Genomic DNA, 14533 nt, shown 5'->3' on the forward strand with positions numbered 1-14533 from the left:
CCCCGGCAGTCGGGAGCTGGGCCTGCACCAGGTGGTGACTGGTCCCGGCCGAGCGGTGCCTCTCCGCCGACCGGCGTCTGACGGCCGTCGGCGAGGTGGCACGGGCCGTGCCCGTTCCCACCGCCCGGCTCGCGTCGCGCGCCGTCCCGGGCTCGCCGGTCGGCGGGCGAAGGTCGATCGGTGGTCGGGTTAGGCGGCGTTGAGGTAGGCGACGAGTTCGCCGAGTTCGGCGGCCCAGCCTTCGGTGTTGCTGGTGAAGGCCTTGCGGTAGTCGTCGTCGGGGAGTTGTGCGAAGCCGGTCTCGACCACGGTGAGGCGGGTGCCGGTGTCGACGGGTTCGAGGGTGAACTCGACGTACGTACGCCGTGGGTCCTCGGCGGGGAGCCCGTAGATGTGCCAGGTGAAGCCGAACGTGGTCGGTTCGTCGACCCGCTCGATCCGCATCTCGGCCTTGTCGCCGCTGCTCCACGTCATCTGCGCGGACCCGCCCGGCCGCAGGTCGATCGTCGCCTGATGCCCGAACCAGGTGCCGAGCCCCTCGGCGGTGGTCAGCGCGGCCCACACCTTCTTCGGCGGATGCGCCAGCTCGACCGTCCGCTCGATCCGATCAGGAAACCCCATCACAACCTCCACAAATAGCAACCCATCAGTTGCAACCCAACTTATTGCAACCCTGAGGTTGCGTCAAGACTGGTGTGCGATCCAGGTGCCGCTGGAGGAGAGGCGCTGCGCTGGCGAGGGCTGCGGCTGGCCGGTGGCGAGGGCGAAGGCTGCGGGGGGTGATGGGGTGGGGAACGGCGAAGGCTGCGGGGTGCGGTGTTGGTGGGGTGGAAAGGCGAACGCCGCCGGGGTGGCCGGCGGCGTTCGGGGGGTGTTGGTGGTTACTTGGTGAGGTCGGGGCCTCGTTGGGTGGGGGATTGGGCGCCGGTCTTCTGAGCCTCGCCGTTGCCGGTCTGCTGTTGCGGGGCGCCTGCCTGCGGGCCGTGCTGGGCGGGAATGTTCCCGGCCGGAGCGAGGCCTTCGTTGGCGAACTTGTTGACGAGGTCGCGGTCGGAGCCGGCGGCCTGCTGGGTGTTCGAGGCCTGCATGGCCGCGGCGGCAGCGGCCAGGCGCTGGGCGGCGGCCGCCTGGGCCGCGGGACCCTGCTCCGCCGCTGCGACCAGTTGGTGGGCGTGAGCGGTCAGGGTCTGCAGATCCTTCTGCCCCGGGTCCAGCGCGACGAGATTCCGGTCGTTCCTGAACTGCTGGTACGCGCGCATCGCGGACTGCCCACGTTCGGTGGCGTAGGACCGCTTGCCCTGGTACCAGCGGGACACCTTGCCCGCGGTCTGCCGAGTGGCGTCGGCCACCTGGCGTCCGGCGCCCGCGACGGCCTGGGCGCCCGTCGTGACGGCGCCGCCGACGGCCCGGCCGGCGCCGCGGACCGCTTCGCTGGCTCGCTGCGCTGCCAGGTCGGCACGTACGGCGGTGTTCTGGCCGAACTGAACGGCGCTGTCCCGCATCTCGCCGACCCGGGCAGCGGCGTCACTGCCGAGCTGGCGCGCCTGGGCCGCCGTGTCGCGACCGAACTGAACAGCGCCGTCCCGGACCTCGCCGGCCCGAGCAGCGGTGCGCTCCCCGAACTCGGTCACGCGGTCGACGGTGTTGTCCCGGATCTCGCCGGCGCGGGCGGCGGTGCGCTGCCCGAACTCGGTCACGCGGTCGACGGTGTTGTCCCGGATCTCACCGGCCCGGGCGATGGCGTCGCGGCCGTACTGGCGGGTCTGGCTGGCCAGTGCCTGCGCGCTCTCGCTGAGGCGCTGCCCGGTCGCGATGGCGCTCTGCTGGACCCGCCTGGCCGTTTCGACGAGCCGGGTGAGGATCGGCTTGTGGTTCACCGCGCGGCGCAGATTCTCCTGCTGGGTGGCGTCGAGGTTCGCGAGCCATTCGAGCGCCCCGAAGGCGTCGCCCTGCCGCCACATCCCAGGGCCCTGGTGGGGGGTGGTCATATCCGAACTCCTAGTCGATGAAGACGGCGTAGTTGACGCCCACGGCCCTGGTCAGCGGGTCGCTGGTCGGTTTGTCGCTGAAGAGGTGGAACTCCGCCCCCGGGCGTACCCAGACGGCCAGATGCCGCCGGTCCGCGCCCGCGCCCGGGCCCCACTCGTCGAGGAAGGCCGGGCTGCTGTCGTCGCCGACGTAGTCGGGGTCGCCGAAGTGCTTGCGCGCGAGCTCGAGCTGAGCCGGCCAGTGCTCGTCCAGTCCGGTCTCGGCGGCCGCGATGTCGTCCGGGCCGATCTCGTACGCCGACCAGCCCGAGTTCCGGCAGTCGGCGAAGGCGAGGCCGTCGAAGACGATCATCGTGGTGCCGCGGCGGGTGGTGAAGCCCCAGGAGGCTACGGCGGGGTCGATCTGTTCACCGGCTTCCAGGGGCCAGGGCTGCCAGTCGGTGGCGGCGGTGACGCGCTGTACGAGCGCTCGCACCACGGCGGGGCCGGATGCGTCGCTGTCCGGGCCGGCCACCCTCGTCCAGTCCGCTACGTCGGCGAGGTCGGCCATCGCCAGGTCGTCCTCGTCGAGCGGCCTGTCCTGCGTCTTCATCCGGGCTTGTTCCTTCCGTCCGTGTCAAGCCTTTCGACCGCAACCGTAGGCCTCCGCCGGGGTCACGCCCGGCTTCCTGAACGGCGGTCGGATCCTGGGGTTGTAGGGGTCGTCAGCGTCGGAGTTGTGTGTCGGTGTTCCTGGTGGCGGCGTGGCCGTTCGTGCGGTGCTGTGCGGTGTCGGTGCCGGACTCGGTGACGGTTTCGCGGACCTGCTCGCCGGTCGATCCTTGCGCCTTCGCGACACCGCCGAACGCGGCGTGCATGTTCTGCATGTCGGCAGGGCTCAGCTCGGACTGACCGGTCACCGCCGGCGAATCGCCGTTGGCGAGTGCCTCTGCTTCCTGCCCATTGGCTTCGTGCTGGTCGGCAACCTGCGGCAGGGGCTGCACCGGAGCGTTGCCGGAGGCCACGTCGACCCAGTTCGACGGGTTGCTGGGGTCGGGGCCGGGCTGGAACGTCTCCTGGGTCTCGACGACGCGGTGCTTGCCGACGTAATCGGAGTTCTCCGCGACCGCCGCCGGCTGCTCGCCGCCCGGCTGTTGCGCCGCCGGCTCGTTGGTCTCGATGACCGCGTGCTTGCCGACGTGGTGCAGATTCTCGTCGACCCCCGCCTGCACGGCTTCAGGGCCGGGTTGTTGCTGCTGGCCTGTTTCCGGCTGCAGCATCTGGTTGACCTGGGCCTGCTGCGCCATCTGAGCCTGGTACATCGCGGTCAGCTGCGCGGTCTCGGCCTGGAGCTGAGCGATCCGGGTCTGCAGCAACTGCGCGGCCTGCGCCTGAAGCTGGTTGTACTCGGCAAGCAACTGCGTCATGCGGTCCTGCTGCGGCTGCATCACCTGTTGAGGCACCTGCTGCGGCTGAACCATCTGCTGCTGATCCGGCGCCGTCACCTGCTGCGATTGCTGCGGCATCGCACCGTTGCGGCCCTCAGGCAGGAAGGTCTGCTTCATATGCTCTTGGGAGAACGCCTGCAGATCTGCCGCGGTGAGCGTCGACCGCCCGATCGCTTCGCGCACGGCCGGATCCATCCGTTGCACGTCCCGCGCGGCTTGGATGTACGCCGCCTCGAGCGCCTTCGTGCCCTGCCGGGTATTTCGCCACCGGGAGACGCTGTTGGCCAGCCGCCGGAACGGATTGCTGGTCGGCGCCGCGGACGTCCCGGCTTGCTGCACCCGGGCGGCCGCGGAGCTCTCGAGGCCCTGCGCGGCCTGGCCGTACAGCTCCGGACGCCACCGGCGGCCGATGTTCGTTTCAGCGAGCATCTGCAGGTCGGCCGCGGTCATCTTGGCGCGCCCGATCCGCTCGCGCACGACCGGGTCGATCTGCTTCACGTCGCGGGCGGCCTGCGCGTACGCCGCCTTCAGCGTCTTCGTGCCGCGCCGCGTGGTGCGCCACCGCGAGACCCCGGTGCGCATGCGGCTCAGCCGGGAGGGTTCCTGGGAGGGCTCGCTCATCAGGTCTCCTAGTCGATGTACACGGCGTAGTTGACGCCGACGGCAGTCGTCAGCGGATCCTTGCTGGGCTTGGTGCTGTAGAGGTGGATCTGCGCGCCCGGCCGCAACCAGACCGCGAGGTGCCGTCGGCCGGTCCCGGCCCCGGGCTCCCACTCGTCCGCGAACGTCGGGCTCCGGTCGTCACCGACGTAGTCCGGCTGTCCCCAGTGCTTCGTCGCGAGCGCGAGGTGGTCGGGCCAGTGGTCGTCGAGCCCGCTCTCGGCGGCCGCGATGTCGTCCGGACCGATCTCGTACGCCGACCAGCCGCTGTCCGGGCAATCGGGGAACGCCAGCCCGTCGAACACGATCATCGTCGTCCCGCGAGGAGTGGTGAATCCCCACGAGACCATCTCGGCGCCGATCACCTCACCGGGCTCCAGCGGCCACGGCTGCCAGCTGGTCTGCGACATCACCCGATGGACGAGCGCGCGCACGACCTCGGGACCGGACTCGTCGCCGTCCGGGCCGGCGATGACGGTCCAGTCCGGAATCTCGGCGAGATCCGCCATCGCCAGGTCGTCCTGGTCGAGCGGCCTGTCCTGCGTCTTCATCCGGCGACGTGTCCTTCCGTATGCGGTCCGGTGGCAACCACTGTGCGCAACCGTAGGCTGCCGTACGGGTCAGTTGCCAGCGGGTTCGACGCGTCTGTGGACAACTCGGATCCACCGAATCGGCCCGGCTGTGGACGGCGTGCGTACCGGGATCAGACCAGGCCGTACGCTGGTCCGGTGAACACGGAACACCACTACGGCTTCGAGACGCTCGCCATCCACGCCGGGAACGAGCCCGACCCCACCACCGGTTCGGTGGTGCCGCCGATCTACGCGACCAGCACCTACAAGCAGGACGGCGTCGGCGGGCTGCGCAACGGCTACGAGTACTCCCGGTCGGCGAACCCGACCCGGACTGCGCTGGAGGAGTGTCTGGCCGCGATCGAGGCGGGCAGCCGCGGGTTCGCGTTCGCCAGCGGCCTGGCCGCCGAGGACACGCTGATCCGCTCGCTGTGCGTGCCCGGTGACCACGTGGTCTTCCCCGACGACGCGTACGGCGGCACGTTCCGGCTGTTCGCCCGGGTGCTCGGCACCTGGGGGGTCGAGATGACGCCCGCCGCGGTCACCCACCCGGCCGCGATCCGCGACGCGATCCGCCCCGGCAAGACCAAGGTGGTCTGGCTGGAGACGCCGACCAACCCGCTGCTGAACGTCGCGGACATCGCGATCGTCGCGCAGATCGCCCACGAGGCTGGTGCCCTGCTGGTGGTCGACAACACCTTCGCCTCGCCGTACCTGCAGCAGCCGCTGGAGCTCGGCGCGGACGTGGTCGTCCACTCGACCACGAAGTACATGGGCGGCCACTCCGACGTCGTCGGCGGCGCACTGATCGTCCGCGACGCCGAGCTGGCCGACAAGATCGCCTTCCACCAGAACGCGATCGGCGCGGTCGCCGGCCCGTTCGACGCGTGGCTGGTGCTGCGGGGCATCAAGACCCTCGGCGTCCGGATGGACCGGCACAGCGACAACGCGGAGAAGGTCGTCGAGTTCCTGCAGCGGCACAAGTCTGTCAGCCAGGTGCTCTACCCGGGTGTCGACGGCCATCCCGGCCACGAGACCGCCGCCAAGCAGATGAAGCGGTACGGCGGGATCGTGTCGTTCCGCGTCACCGGGGGCGAGCCGCACGCGCTGGACATCTGCAACAAGGCCGAGGTCTTCACGCTGGGCGAGTCGCTCGGCGGTGTCGAGTCGCTGATCGAGCACCCGGGCAAGATGACCCACGCCTCGGTCGCCGGCACGCCGCTCGAGGTCCCGGCCGACCTGATCCGGCTCAGCGTCGGGATCGAGACCGTCGACGACCTGTTGCAGGACCTCGACCGCGCGATGTCCTGATCCGTGGGCCTGGTGGTCGCGGTCGACTTCGGGTCGACCTTTACCAAGGCGATCGCGGTGGACTCCGGCTCGGGCGACCTGGTCGCCCGAGCCGAGCACCGCACCACGATCGACACGGACGTGATGGACGGCTGGCACGCCTGCCGGGCGATGCTGGCGGAGGTCGACCGCGGCGTCGAGAACGCCGAGGTGCTCGCCTGCTCGAGTGCGGGCGGTGGCCTGCGGATCGGTGTCGTGGGCAACGAGGAGCTCGTCACCGCGGAGGCTGGCCGGCGAGTCGCGCTGTCCAGCGGCGGCCGGGTCGTTGCTGTGGTCAACGGTGGGCTGACGGCAACCAGTCAGAAGGAGCTCCGCAAGGACCGCCCTGACGTGGTGCTGCTCTTGGGTGGCACCGACGGCGGCAACTCGGCAGTGTTGCTGAAGGCAACCGAGACGCTGGCGAAGTACAAGTGGCGCCGGCCGGTCGTTGTCGCGGGCAACGTCGAGGCCCGGGCCGAGGTCGGCGAGATCCTGACGGCGGCCGGCGTACCGCATGTGCTGGCGGACAACGTCGTACCGGAGATCGGGGTGTTCGCGCCGGACAGCGCGCGGGCCGCGATCCGGGAGATGTTCCTGAAGCATGTGATCGGCGGGAAGAACCTGTCCCGCGACCCCGCCTTCGCGCGCATGGTCCGGGCCGCCACGCCGGACGTCGTACTGCGCGGTGTCGAAGTGCTGGCCGGGTTGCACGGTGACGTGGCCGTCGTGGACATCGGTGGCGCGACGACCGACGTGCATTCGGTGATCGAGCTCGACCCCGAGGACGCGAACCTCGGCCGCGAGGTGGTCGCGACCCACCCGGTGACACGGACCGTCGAAGGCGACCTCGGCATGCGGTGGAGCGCCGTACCGGTGGTCGCCGCGGGTATCGAGGCCGGTCTCGTGGCGGACGACGACTCGATCCGTACGGCGGCCGCCCGCCGGCACGACGATCCGTCGTACCTGCCGGACAGTGCGATCGAGGCGTCGTACGACGAGACACTGGCGACCGTGGCCGCAACGGTCGCGCTCCGACGGCATGCGGGGCGGCAACGGATCGTGTTCGGCCCGGGGGGACGGGTGATCGAGCGGTCCGGGAAGGATCTGCGCGAGGTGGACCTGCTGGTCGGATCCGGGGGAGTGCTGCGGCACAACGGGCCGCAGGTGGCGGCGCGGATCCTGGGGGCGGTCGGGGCGAACGCACAGGAGGAAGGCTGGCTCGTTCCCGAGCGGGCCGAGGTCTGTGTGGACAAGGACTACGTGCTCGCGGGCGTCGGTCTGCTGGCCGACGAGAACCCGAAGGCCGCCGAGGGGCTGGCTGCGCACATTCATGGAACCAGCGCCACCGGGCACTAGTCTCAGCAGCAGGCGAGACGCGGAGGTGTGATGAGCGAGGCGGGGCGGGACGACGAGGACAGTCCGGTCGCTGACAACCAGGTGGCGGGGGAGTCCAGTGAGAGCGTGCCGGTCGAGCACGAGATCGCCGTTACGGACGAGCACCGGGTGGACACGGCGGATCGAGGGCCGTACGACGCCGGGGTGACGCGCGGGATGCACATCGCCAGTGCCTGGGCCTGGCGATTCCTGGTAATCGTGGCCGCCGTCGTCGTGATCGGCTACGGAATGCGGTACCTGTCCGAGGTGGTCGTTCCGGTCACGGTCGGCGTACTGCTCACCGCACTGCTTGTGCCGGTGACGAACGGTCTCCAGCGGCTGCGGCTCGCGCGTGGCCCGGCCGCGGGGATCACGGTGATCGCCACCATCGTGCTGGTCGCCGGCCTGCTCACCCTGGTCGGTACGCAGATCGCGAGTCAGTTCGACAGTCTGTCCACCCAGGTCGGCGAGGGCGTGCAGAAGCTCCGCGAGCTCGGCCGGATCAACCTCGGGCTCACCGACGAGGACGTCACCAATGCCATCAAGGCCCTGCGTGAGCAGATCACGTCCGGCGGCGCGCTCGGTCAGCAAGCCGCGGCGGTCGGTACGACGGCCACCCATATCGTCGCCGGGCTCTTCATCTCGCTGTTCTGCCTGTTCTTCTTCCTCTATCAGGGTGAGCAGATCTGGGCCTGGGTGGTCCGGCTGTTCCCGTGGCGGGCGCGGGAGAAGGCGGACTCGTCCGGCCGGAAGGCGTGGGTCTCGCTGACGGCGTTCGTCCGGGCCACGATCATCGTCGCCGCGGTCGACTCGATCGGGATCTCTCTGGGCGCGGCGATCCTGGGCCTGCCGCTGGTGAGTGCGATCGGCATCCTGGTGTTCGTCGGCGCGTTCGTCCCGGTGGTCGGTGCGCTGGTCAGCGGCATCGTCGCCGTGCTGGTCGCGTTGGTTGCCAAGGGCCCGATCGTCGCGATCATCATGCTGGGCGTGGTGATCGGCGTACAGCAACTCGAGGCCCACGTCCTGCAGCCGTTCCTGCTCGGCCGCGCGGTCAGCGTCCACCCCCTCGCCGTCATCCTCGCGATCGCCACCGGCGTGGTCATCGCCGGCATCGTCGGCGCCCTGGTCGCCGTCCCCACCGCCGCCGTCCTCAACACCATCGTCAACCACCTGGCCGGCAACGACGTGGACCCGGAACCCCCCAGACCCTTACCAAGACGAAGACACCACCCGACCGCCGGCCCCTCCGAGAACTAGCTCCCCCGCTCACCCATCCCGCGCCCCTGCTCGTACGGCGAGAACCGGCGGTCCGACTCGCCGTTCGAGCGAGCCGCCTGGCCGCTCCCGGGCCGCGCGTGACCGGAGTCCATCAGCCGCATCGCGTTGTCCATGTCGGGATTCGCCGCCCGGGTCCGCAACTGCTGGGCCCAGTTGGACATGTCCTGCTTGAGTGCCGCGGTCTGCTCACCGCTGAGGCCGTGCTCGGCGTACTTCGCGTCGGGGATCCGGCCGGCCTGGTCGAGCTGCTCGGCGAAGAGGTCGCGGTCGATCCCGGTCACCTCGCGCTCGTCGCCGAGCGCGAGCAGATCGTCGCGCGAGTACCGGCCGGACTGGGCGGCCGCCTCGAGGTCGATGTAGTCCTTCGCCTCGCCGCGCTCGTAGACCGCGCCGACCTTCGAACCGACCGCGTCCTCGGCGGAGATCATCGGGCCGACCTCGGTCTCGACCGGCGGCCGGCTGCGGAAGTCGCGCCCGACGTCGACCTGCGTGGTCCGGCCGTCCTTGGTCAGCTCGAACTGCGCGAACTCCGCGGACTGCCGGGAGATGTCGACCTGGTACCCCTCCTCGCGGTACGCCGTCTGCAGACGTCCGACCGCCGCGCCGAAGTCGGTCTGCCGATCGGTGAACAAGTCGACGTCCTGCGACTCCCGGACACCGATCCCGTGCGCGTTGAACGCCTGGCCGCCGGACAGGGCGAAGCCCTGGTCCCGGACCGCCGACAGCCCGATCCGGGCTACCTGGGCGTGTTCGGGGTCCATCACTGCCATATGCCGCCGGACCCCAGGGCCGCCAGTTGCGGGAACGCCTCGTGCCACCGGGGGACGCAGTACCGCGGCAGGCGCAGTTGGGGCCAGAGCTCGATCAGCAGGTCCTTGTTCAGGAAGCGGCTGAGGTCGTCCACGGTCGAGGCCTCGGTGATCACCTTGGTGTAGAGCGCAACGCGGTCGTCCGGGTTGTCCAGGTCGTAGCGGGGCTGCGGGCTCCAGTCGATCGGTCGCGGGAGCTCGATGATCCCGGTCCGCGGGCCGGTCAGTTGGTCCAGCGATTCGGGGACGACGTACGGGATGCGGGACGCGTACGTGTCCCCGGGTCGGGTCCGGCGCGGATCGTTCATTCGCCCATCTTCGCCGACGGCCGGTTCAGTTGTTCGGCCCACTCCAGGGCGGTGGACCGGATCCGGGCGATCAGCTCCGGGGTCGCGCCGTACCGCTCGAAGCCGCTGTCCGGCAGCCGGCTGCCGGCGCGCAGCTGTCCGGCGAACGTCGGCCGGTCGATCGGGGTCACTTCTCGCTGGTCCGCCAGCGCGAGTAGCGCGTCGCGGTCGTACCGGCCGCTGTCCAGGACGGCCTGGACGTCCATCAGGTCCCGAGGCTCGAGCCGTGAATACACGGCGCCGACCTTGCTGCCGACCGCATCCTCCTCCGAGAGGACCGGGCCGACCGCCATCGGTGCCGGCGGGAACTGGCGGTGGTCGACGCCGAGGTCTGCTTTGGCTTCGGCTCCCTGGGGGCCGGTGACGACGATCCGGGCGAAGGCGGGGGCTCGCCGGACGACCTCGGCTTGCAGGCCGTCCGCCCGGTAGGCGGCGACCAGCCGGTCGACGGCCGAGGCGAAGTGGTCGGCGTCCAGGACGTTGGTGAAGAGGTCGATGTCGTCGGACTCGCGGATGCCGTAGCCGTGGGCGCGGAGGGCGTACCCGCCGGCGAGCACGAAGCCGTCGTCGGCGATCGCGCGGAGGCCGACGGTCGCCATCCGGGTTTGCAGCGGATCCATGCGCTCAGTGTGCCGGGTCGGCTAGCGGGTGTGGCCGTCTTTGCCGGGGGTGCGCTGGTTGGTCTGAGGGCGTTCGGGGGTGGCTGCGGCAGCGCGGGTCTGGGTCGGACCGGTCGGTGGCAGGGAGGCGGCGCGGACGGAGTTGGCCAGGTCACCGGAGATGGCCGGCCGGGCCGTACGGGCTGCCGCGGCGGCGGTGAGGGCCTCGGGGGAGACGGTGCTGTTGGGGCCGGTGCCGGGGCGTACGGCGCTGTTGGCCAAGGCGTCTCGCTGGGCGGTGCGGAAGGCTCGCCGGGCCGTGACCGCGGGTCCTGCTGTCGTCATGTCCCCTCCTCGTTGAGGTAGACCACATAGTTGATTCCGACGGACACCGACAAAGGCTGCTTGGCCGGCTTGTTGCTGTACAGGTGGATCTCGGCACCCGGCGGGCTCCACACGGCCAGGTGCCGGCGATCAGCGCCCGCTCCCGGGGACCACTCGTCGACGAAGCCGGGGCCGCTGTCGGTTCCGACGTACGCCGGTTGTCCCCAGTGCCGGCGTGCGAGGTCGAACTTCGCCGGCCAGTGCTCGTCCAGGCCGGCGACCGCCGCGTCGATGTCGCCGGAACCGATCGCGTACGCGACCCAGCCGCTGAACGGGCTGTGCGGCAGGATCTGGTCGTCGTACACGGCCAGCTCGGTCTGGCGCCGGGTCAGGAAGCCCCAGCCGTCGAGCTGGTCGTCGATCACCGTCTTGCGGCCGACCGGCCACGGCCGCCAGCTGGTCGCGGACTTGACCCGCTTGATCAGCGCGCGGACGGGAACCGGGCCGGTCGCACCGGCGTGCGGGCCGCCGAGGCGGCGCCAGTCGCGGACCTCGGCGAGGTCCGCCATCGCGTGGTCGTCGTCGTCCAACGGCCGGTCGAGAGTCTTCATCCCGGTGAAAGTTAGTGGCCCGCGGGGTCAGCCGGACAGCAGAACAGCCGCCCCGGGAAACTCTCCCGGGACGGCTGTTCGATCGGACTGCGGTCAGTGCATCGCCGCGGCCGCGGAGGCCTCGACGGACTCCTCGCCGCTCTCCGGCTTCGGGCCGTCGTTGCGGCCGGCCAGCCGCTGCTCCGGCGTGATGATCGCCAGGATCAGCGCGATCGCCAGGAACGGGAGCGAGACCAGGAACACGTCGTCCATCGCGTCGACCAGCCCGTGCAGGGCGAAGCCCTTCAGCGGCTCCTTCAGCCCGTGCAGTGCCTGGACGCTGTTGGCCGCCTTGGCCAGTCCGTCGACCATGGCCTGCGTGGCGTTCGGAACGATGTCGGTCAGGTGGGCCTTCAGCCGGGTGGTCAGAACGGCGCCGTAGACCGCGGTGCCGATCGCGCCACCCATCGAGCGGAAGAAGGTCATCGTCGAGGTCGCCGTGCCCATGTGCTGCCGGGGCACGCTGTTCTGCGCGGCGGTGACGGTGATCTGCATCGACAGACCCAGACCGGCGCCCATCACGAACATGTAGATCGCCAGCTGCCAGTACGGCGTGGTCAGGCTCAGCGTGGACAGCAGCACCATCGCGCCGCTGACCAGGACCGCGGAGATGATCGGGAAGTGCTTGTACCGGCCGCTCTTGCTCATCATCTGGCCACTGGGGATCGACGCGGAGAAGATGCCGACGATCATCGGCAGCAACGCCAGACCGGAGCGGGTCGGCGACAGGTCCTTGACCGCCTGCAGGTACAGCGGCAGGAAGATCAGCGCGCCGAACATCGCGAATCCGAGCAGGAACGCGTACCCGGCGTACCCGGAGAAGATCCGGCCCTTGAACAGGTCCATCGGGATGATCGGCTCGGCCACCCGCAGCTCGATCACGACGAAGGCGACGGCCAGTGCGGCGGACGCGACCAGCAGACCGATCGTGGTGCCGGTGCCCCAGCCGTTGGTCGGGCCGCTCCAGGAGATCGCGAGCAGCAGCGACGTGACCGCGGCGGCGACCGTCGAGGCGCCCAGGTAGTCGATCTTGTGCGGACGCTTCACGTGCGGGAGCTTGAGCACGGCGGCGACGATGCCCAGGGCAACGAGTCCGATCGGCAGGTTGATCCAGAAGATCCAGCGCCAGCCGGGACCGTCGGTGAGCAGACCGCCGAGCAGCGGGCCGGCCACCGAGGACAGGCCGAAGACGGCGCCGAAGTACCCCATGTACTTACCGCGCTCGCGCGGCGGGATCACGTCGCCGATGGTGGCGAACGCCAGCGACATCAGACCGCCGGCGCCCAGACCCTGGACGGCGCGGAAGCCGATCAGCTGCTCGATGTTCTGCGACATCGCGGACAGCACGGAACCGGCGAGGAAGGTGACGATCGCCGCGATGAAGAGCGGGCGGCGTCCGTACAGGTCGGAGATCTTGCCCCACAGCGGGGTGGAGGCGGTCGAGGTCAGCAGGTACGCCGTGACCACCCAGGACAGCTTGTCCAGGCTGTTGAACTCGCTGACGATCCGCGGCAGCGCCGTACCGACGATGCTCTGGTCCAGCGCGGCCAGGAACATGCCGGCCATCAGGCCGCCGAGGATGACCAGGATCTGCTTGTGGGACAGGTAGCTCGGACCGCTATCGGGCGCAGCGCCCCCGGCGGTGGCGGGCTCAGTGGTGCTCATCTGGTGCTCTCCAGGTTGTTGTCGGTGTTCTCGCGGGCGGCGGGGTCTCCGCCGGGCGCGAAGTCTTCGTCGGTACGGCGCTCTGCCGGCGAGGCGGGGCGGATTCGCGGGGCGACCGCGGCCCAGCCCTTGTCGGCCCAGGCGCTGCCGGAAGGGGTCTCGGTTTGTGCGGCGACACCGTCGGCGAACCGGGTCATCAGTCGCTCGAAGGTCTGCACGTCGTCCTCGGACCAGCCCTCCATCGCCGCGCTGAGCAGCTCCATCCGGCGGCGGGCGTTGTCCTCCCACTGCTCGATGCCCTGCTCGGTCAGCTCGACCCGGAAGGCGCGGCCGTCGTCGGGGTCGGGGGAGCGGCGGACCAGGCCCAGCTGCTCCAGCGCCCGGACGTGCCGGCTCGCGGTCGAGGCGTCGAGCTCCATCCGCGCGGCCAGGTCGGACAGCCGCAGCGCGCCACTGCACCGCAGCACGAACAGCGCCACGTGCGCGCTGTGGTCGATCGTGTCGCCTGGCTGCTTGGCCTTCAGCCGGCGGCCGATCCGGGTGAACGCGTGCATGACGCCCTCGATGGGGGTCTGCGGAGTGTACGCGTCGTTTACTTGCATGCTGCAAGCATATACATGCTTGCGTGATACACGCAAATGAGTTTCCACAATGGACCAGTGAGTCGCCACTCACTTGCTCTCTGTCGCGAGCCGGTCACCGTCCGCAGTGGGGGAGAATCTGTGCACGCTTGTTCGACGGCTGAAGGGTGCCTTTTGTGACGCAGGTGGCAGTGGTGACCGGTGGCGGGTCCGGGCTGGGGCGGGAGATGGCGCTGGCGCTCGCGGCGGCCGGGTTCGAGGTGATCGTGACCGGCCGGACGGAGGAGCGGCTGCGCCAAACCGTGGCCGACGGCGGCGGGCGGGTGCGGCTCGCGGTGCTGGATGTCGCCGACGGGGACGCCGTCCGCGCGTTCTTCGGTGGGCTCGAGCGGATCGACGTACTGGTGAACAACGCGGGGACCGGGGCGCCGGCTGCGCCGGTGCAGGAGGTGTCGGAGGACGACTGGCGGCGGGTGGTGGACACCAACCTGACCGGCTCGTTCCTGTGTGCGCAGGCCGCGTTCGGGCTGATGCTGCGGCAGGACCCGAAGGGCGGCCGGATCATCAACAACGGGTCGATCTCGGCGCACGTACCGCGGCCGCACGGGATCGCCTACACCGCGAGCAAGCACGCGATCAGCGGTCTCACCAAAGGCCTCGAGCTGGAGGGCCGGGCGCACGGGATCACGGCCTGCCAGATCGACATCGGCAACGCCGCCACCCCGATGACCGAGCGGATGGGACAGGGCGTGCTGCAGCCCGACGGGTCGATCGCCGTCGAGCCGACGTTCGATCCCGGGATCGTCGCGGACTTCGTGGTCCGGATCGCGCAGTTGCCGACCTCGGTCGCGGTGCCGACGCTGACCGTGATGGCCGCCGGGATGCCGTACGTCGGCCGGGGTTGACCTCCAGCGTTGTTGAGGTTCTACG

At 70.4% G+C, this 14533-nt stretch carries 16 protein-coding genes; 4 read left to right on the forward strand and 12 right to left on the reverse strand.

Annotated features, from left to right (window positions below):
• Positions 1-189: 189 nt before the first annotated feature.
• The 5 genes from ACZ6O0_RS23635 to ACZ6O0_RS23655 all read right to left on the reverse strand — a co-directional run bounded on the left by ACZ6O0_RS23635 (position 190) and on the right by ACZ6O0_RS23655 (position 4626).
• Complete coding sequence (locus ACZ6O0_RS23635) at positions 190-621, reverse strand: SRPBCC domain-containing protein (protein WP_465767127.1); 432 nt, start codon at positions 619-621, stop codon at positions 190-192.
• Between the two features lie 260 nt (positions 622-881).
• Positions 882-1988: a hypothetical protein gene (locus tag ACZ6O0_RS23640; protein WP_465767128.1), complete on the reverse strand. Its 1107-nt coding sequence runs from the start codon at positions 1986-1988 to the stop codon at positions 882-884.
• Between the two features lie 10 nt (positions 1989-1998).
• Complete coding sequence (locus ACZ6O0_RS23645) at positions 1999-2580, reverse strand: hypothetical protein (RefSeq protein ID WP_465767129.1); 582 nt, start codon at positions 2578-2580, stop codon at positions 1999-2001.
• 112 nt (positions 2581-2692) lie between these two features.
• Positions 2693-3892, reverse strand: a complete 1200-nt coding sequence (locus ACZ6O0_RS23650) for a hypothetical protein (RefSeq protein WP_465767130.1) — start codon at positions 3890-3892, stop codon at positions 2693-2695.
• A 152-nt stretch (positions 3893-4044) separates the two neighbouring features.
• On the reverse strand, positions 4045-4626 hold the full coding sequence (locus ACZ6O0_RS23655) for a hypothetical protein (protein ID WP_465767131.1): 582 nt from the start codon (positions 4624-4626) through the stop codon (positions 4045-4047).
• A 177-nt stretch (positions 4627-4803) separates the two neighbouring features.
• Here ACZ6O0_RS23655 and ACZ6O0_RS23660 point away from each other — a divergent pair, with 177 nt between their 5' ends.
• Genes ACZ6O0_RS23660 through ACZ6O0_RS23670 form a run of 3 tightly spaced genes read left to right on the forward strand, consistent with a single transcriptional unit; the run spans position 4804 to position 8607 of the window.
• On the forward strand, positions 4804-5958 hold the full coding sequence (locus ACZ6O0_RS23660) for a cystathionine gamma-synthase (RefSeq protein WP_465767132.1): 1155 nt from the start codon (positions 4804-4806) through the stop codon (positions 5956-5958).
• A gap of 3 nt (positions 5959-5961) precedes the next feature.
• Positions 5962-7332, forward strand: a complete 1371-nt coding sequence (locus tag ACZ6O0_RS23665; RefSeq protein ID WP_465767133.1) for a glutamate mutase L — start codon at positions 5962-5964, stop codon at positions 7330-7332.
• 30 nt (positions 7333-7362) lie between these two features.
• Positions 7363-8607 (forward strand): AI-2E family transporter, encoded by a 1245-nt coding sequence (locus ACZ6O0_RS23670; RefSeq protein WP_465767134.1) that lies wholly within the window; start codon positions 7363-7365, stop codon positions 8605-8607.
• Here the strand turns inward: ACZ6O0_RS23670 and ACZ6O0_RS23675 are convergent.
• The 7 genes from ACZ6O0_RS23675 to ACZ6O0_RS23705 form a co-directional block, all read right to left on the reverse strand.
• Positions 8604-9398: a nucleotidyl transferase AbiEii/AbiGii toxin family protein gene (locus tag ACZ6O0_RS23675; protein ID WP_465767135.1), complete on the reverse strand. Its 795-nt coding sequence runs from the start codon at positions 9396-9398 to the stop codon at positions 8604-8606. The genes ACZ6O0_RS23670 and ACZ6O0_RS23675 overlap by 4 nt on opposite strands.
• Positions 9389-9745, reverse strand: a complete 357-nt coding sequence (locus tag ACZ6O0_RS23680; RefSeq protein WP_465767136.1) for a hypothetical protein — start codon at positions 9743-9745, stop codon at positions 9389-9391. The genes ACZ6O0_RS23675 and ACZ6O0_RS23680 overlap by 10 nt, the downstream gene beginning before the upstream one ends.
• Positions 9742-10404: a nucleotidyl transferase AbiEii/AbiGii toxin family protein gene (locus ACZ6O0_RS23685; protein WP_465767137.1), complete on the reverse strand. Its 663-nt coding sequence runs from the start codon at positions 10402-10404 to the stop codon at positions 9742-9744. Before ACZ6O0_RS23685 ends, ACZ6O0_RS23680 begins: the two co-directional genes overlap by 4 nt.
• Positions 10405-10425: 21 nt before the next feature.
• Complete coding sequence (locus tag ACZ6O0_RS23690; RefSeq protein ID WP_465767138.1) at positions 10426-10728, reverse strand: hypothetical protein; 303 nt, start codon at positions 10726-10728, stop codon at positions 10426-10428.
• On the reverse strand, positions 10725-11318 hold the full coding sequence (locus ACZ6O0_RS23695) for a hypothetical protein (protein ID WP_465767139.1): 594 nt from the start codon (positions 11316-11318) through the stop codon (positions 10725-10727). Before ACZ6O0_RS23695 ends, ACZ6O0_RS23690 begins: the two co-directional genes overlap by 4 nt.
• A gap of 93 nt (positions 11319-11411) precedes the next feature.
• Entirely contained in the window at positions 11412-13022 is a 1611-nt protein-coding gene (locus ACZ6O0_RS23700; protein WP_465767140.1) for an MDR family MFS transporter, read from the reverse strand.
• Positions 13019-13624 (reverse strand): MarR family winged helix-turn-helix transcriptional regulator, encoded by a 606-nt coding sequence (locus ACZ6O0_RS23705; RefSeq protein ID WP_465767141.1) that lies wholly within the window; start codon positions 13622-13624, stop codon positions 13019-13021. The genes ACZ6O0_RS23700 and ACZ6O0_RS23705 overlap by 4 nt, the downstream gene beginning before the upstream one ends.
• 155 nt (positions 13625-13779) lie before the next feature.
• Here ACZ6O0_RS23705 and ACZ6O0_RS23710 point away from each other — a divergent pair, with 155 nt between their 5' ends.
• Positions 13780-14508 carry an SDR family oxidoreductase gene (locus ACZ6O0_RS23710; RefSeq protein WP_465767142.1) on the forward strand — a complete coding sequence of 243 codons (729 nt, stop codon included), beginning with the start codon at positions 13780-13782 and terminating at the stop codon, positions 14506-14508.
• Positions 14509-14533: the final 25 nt, after the last annotated feature.

The organism is Kribbella sp. NPDC048837 (assembly GCF_055586945.1).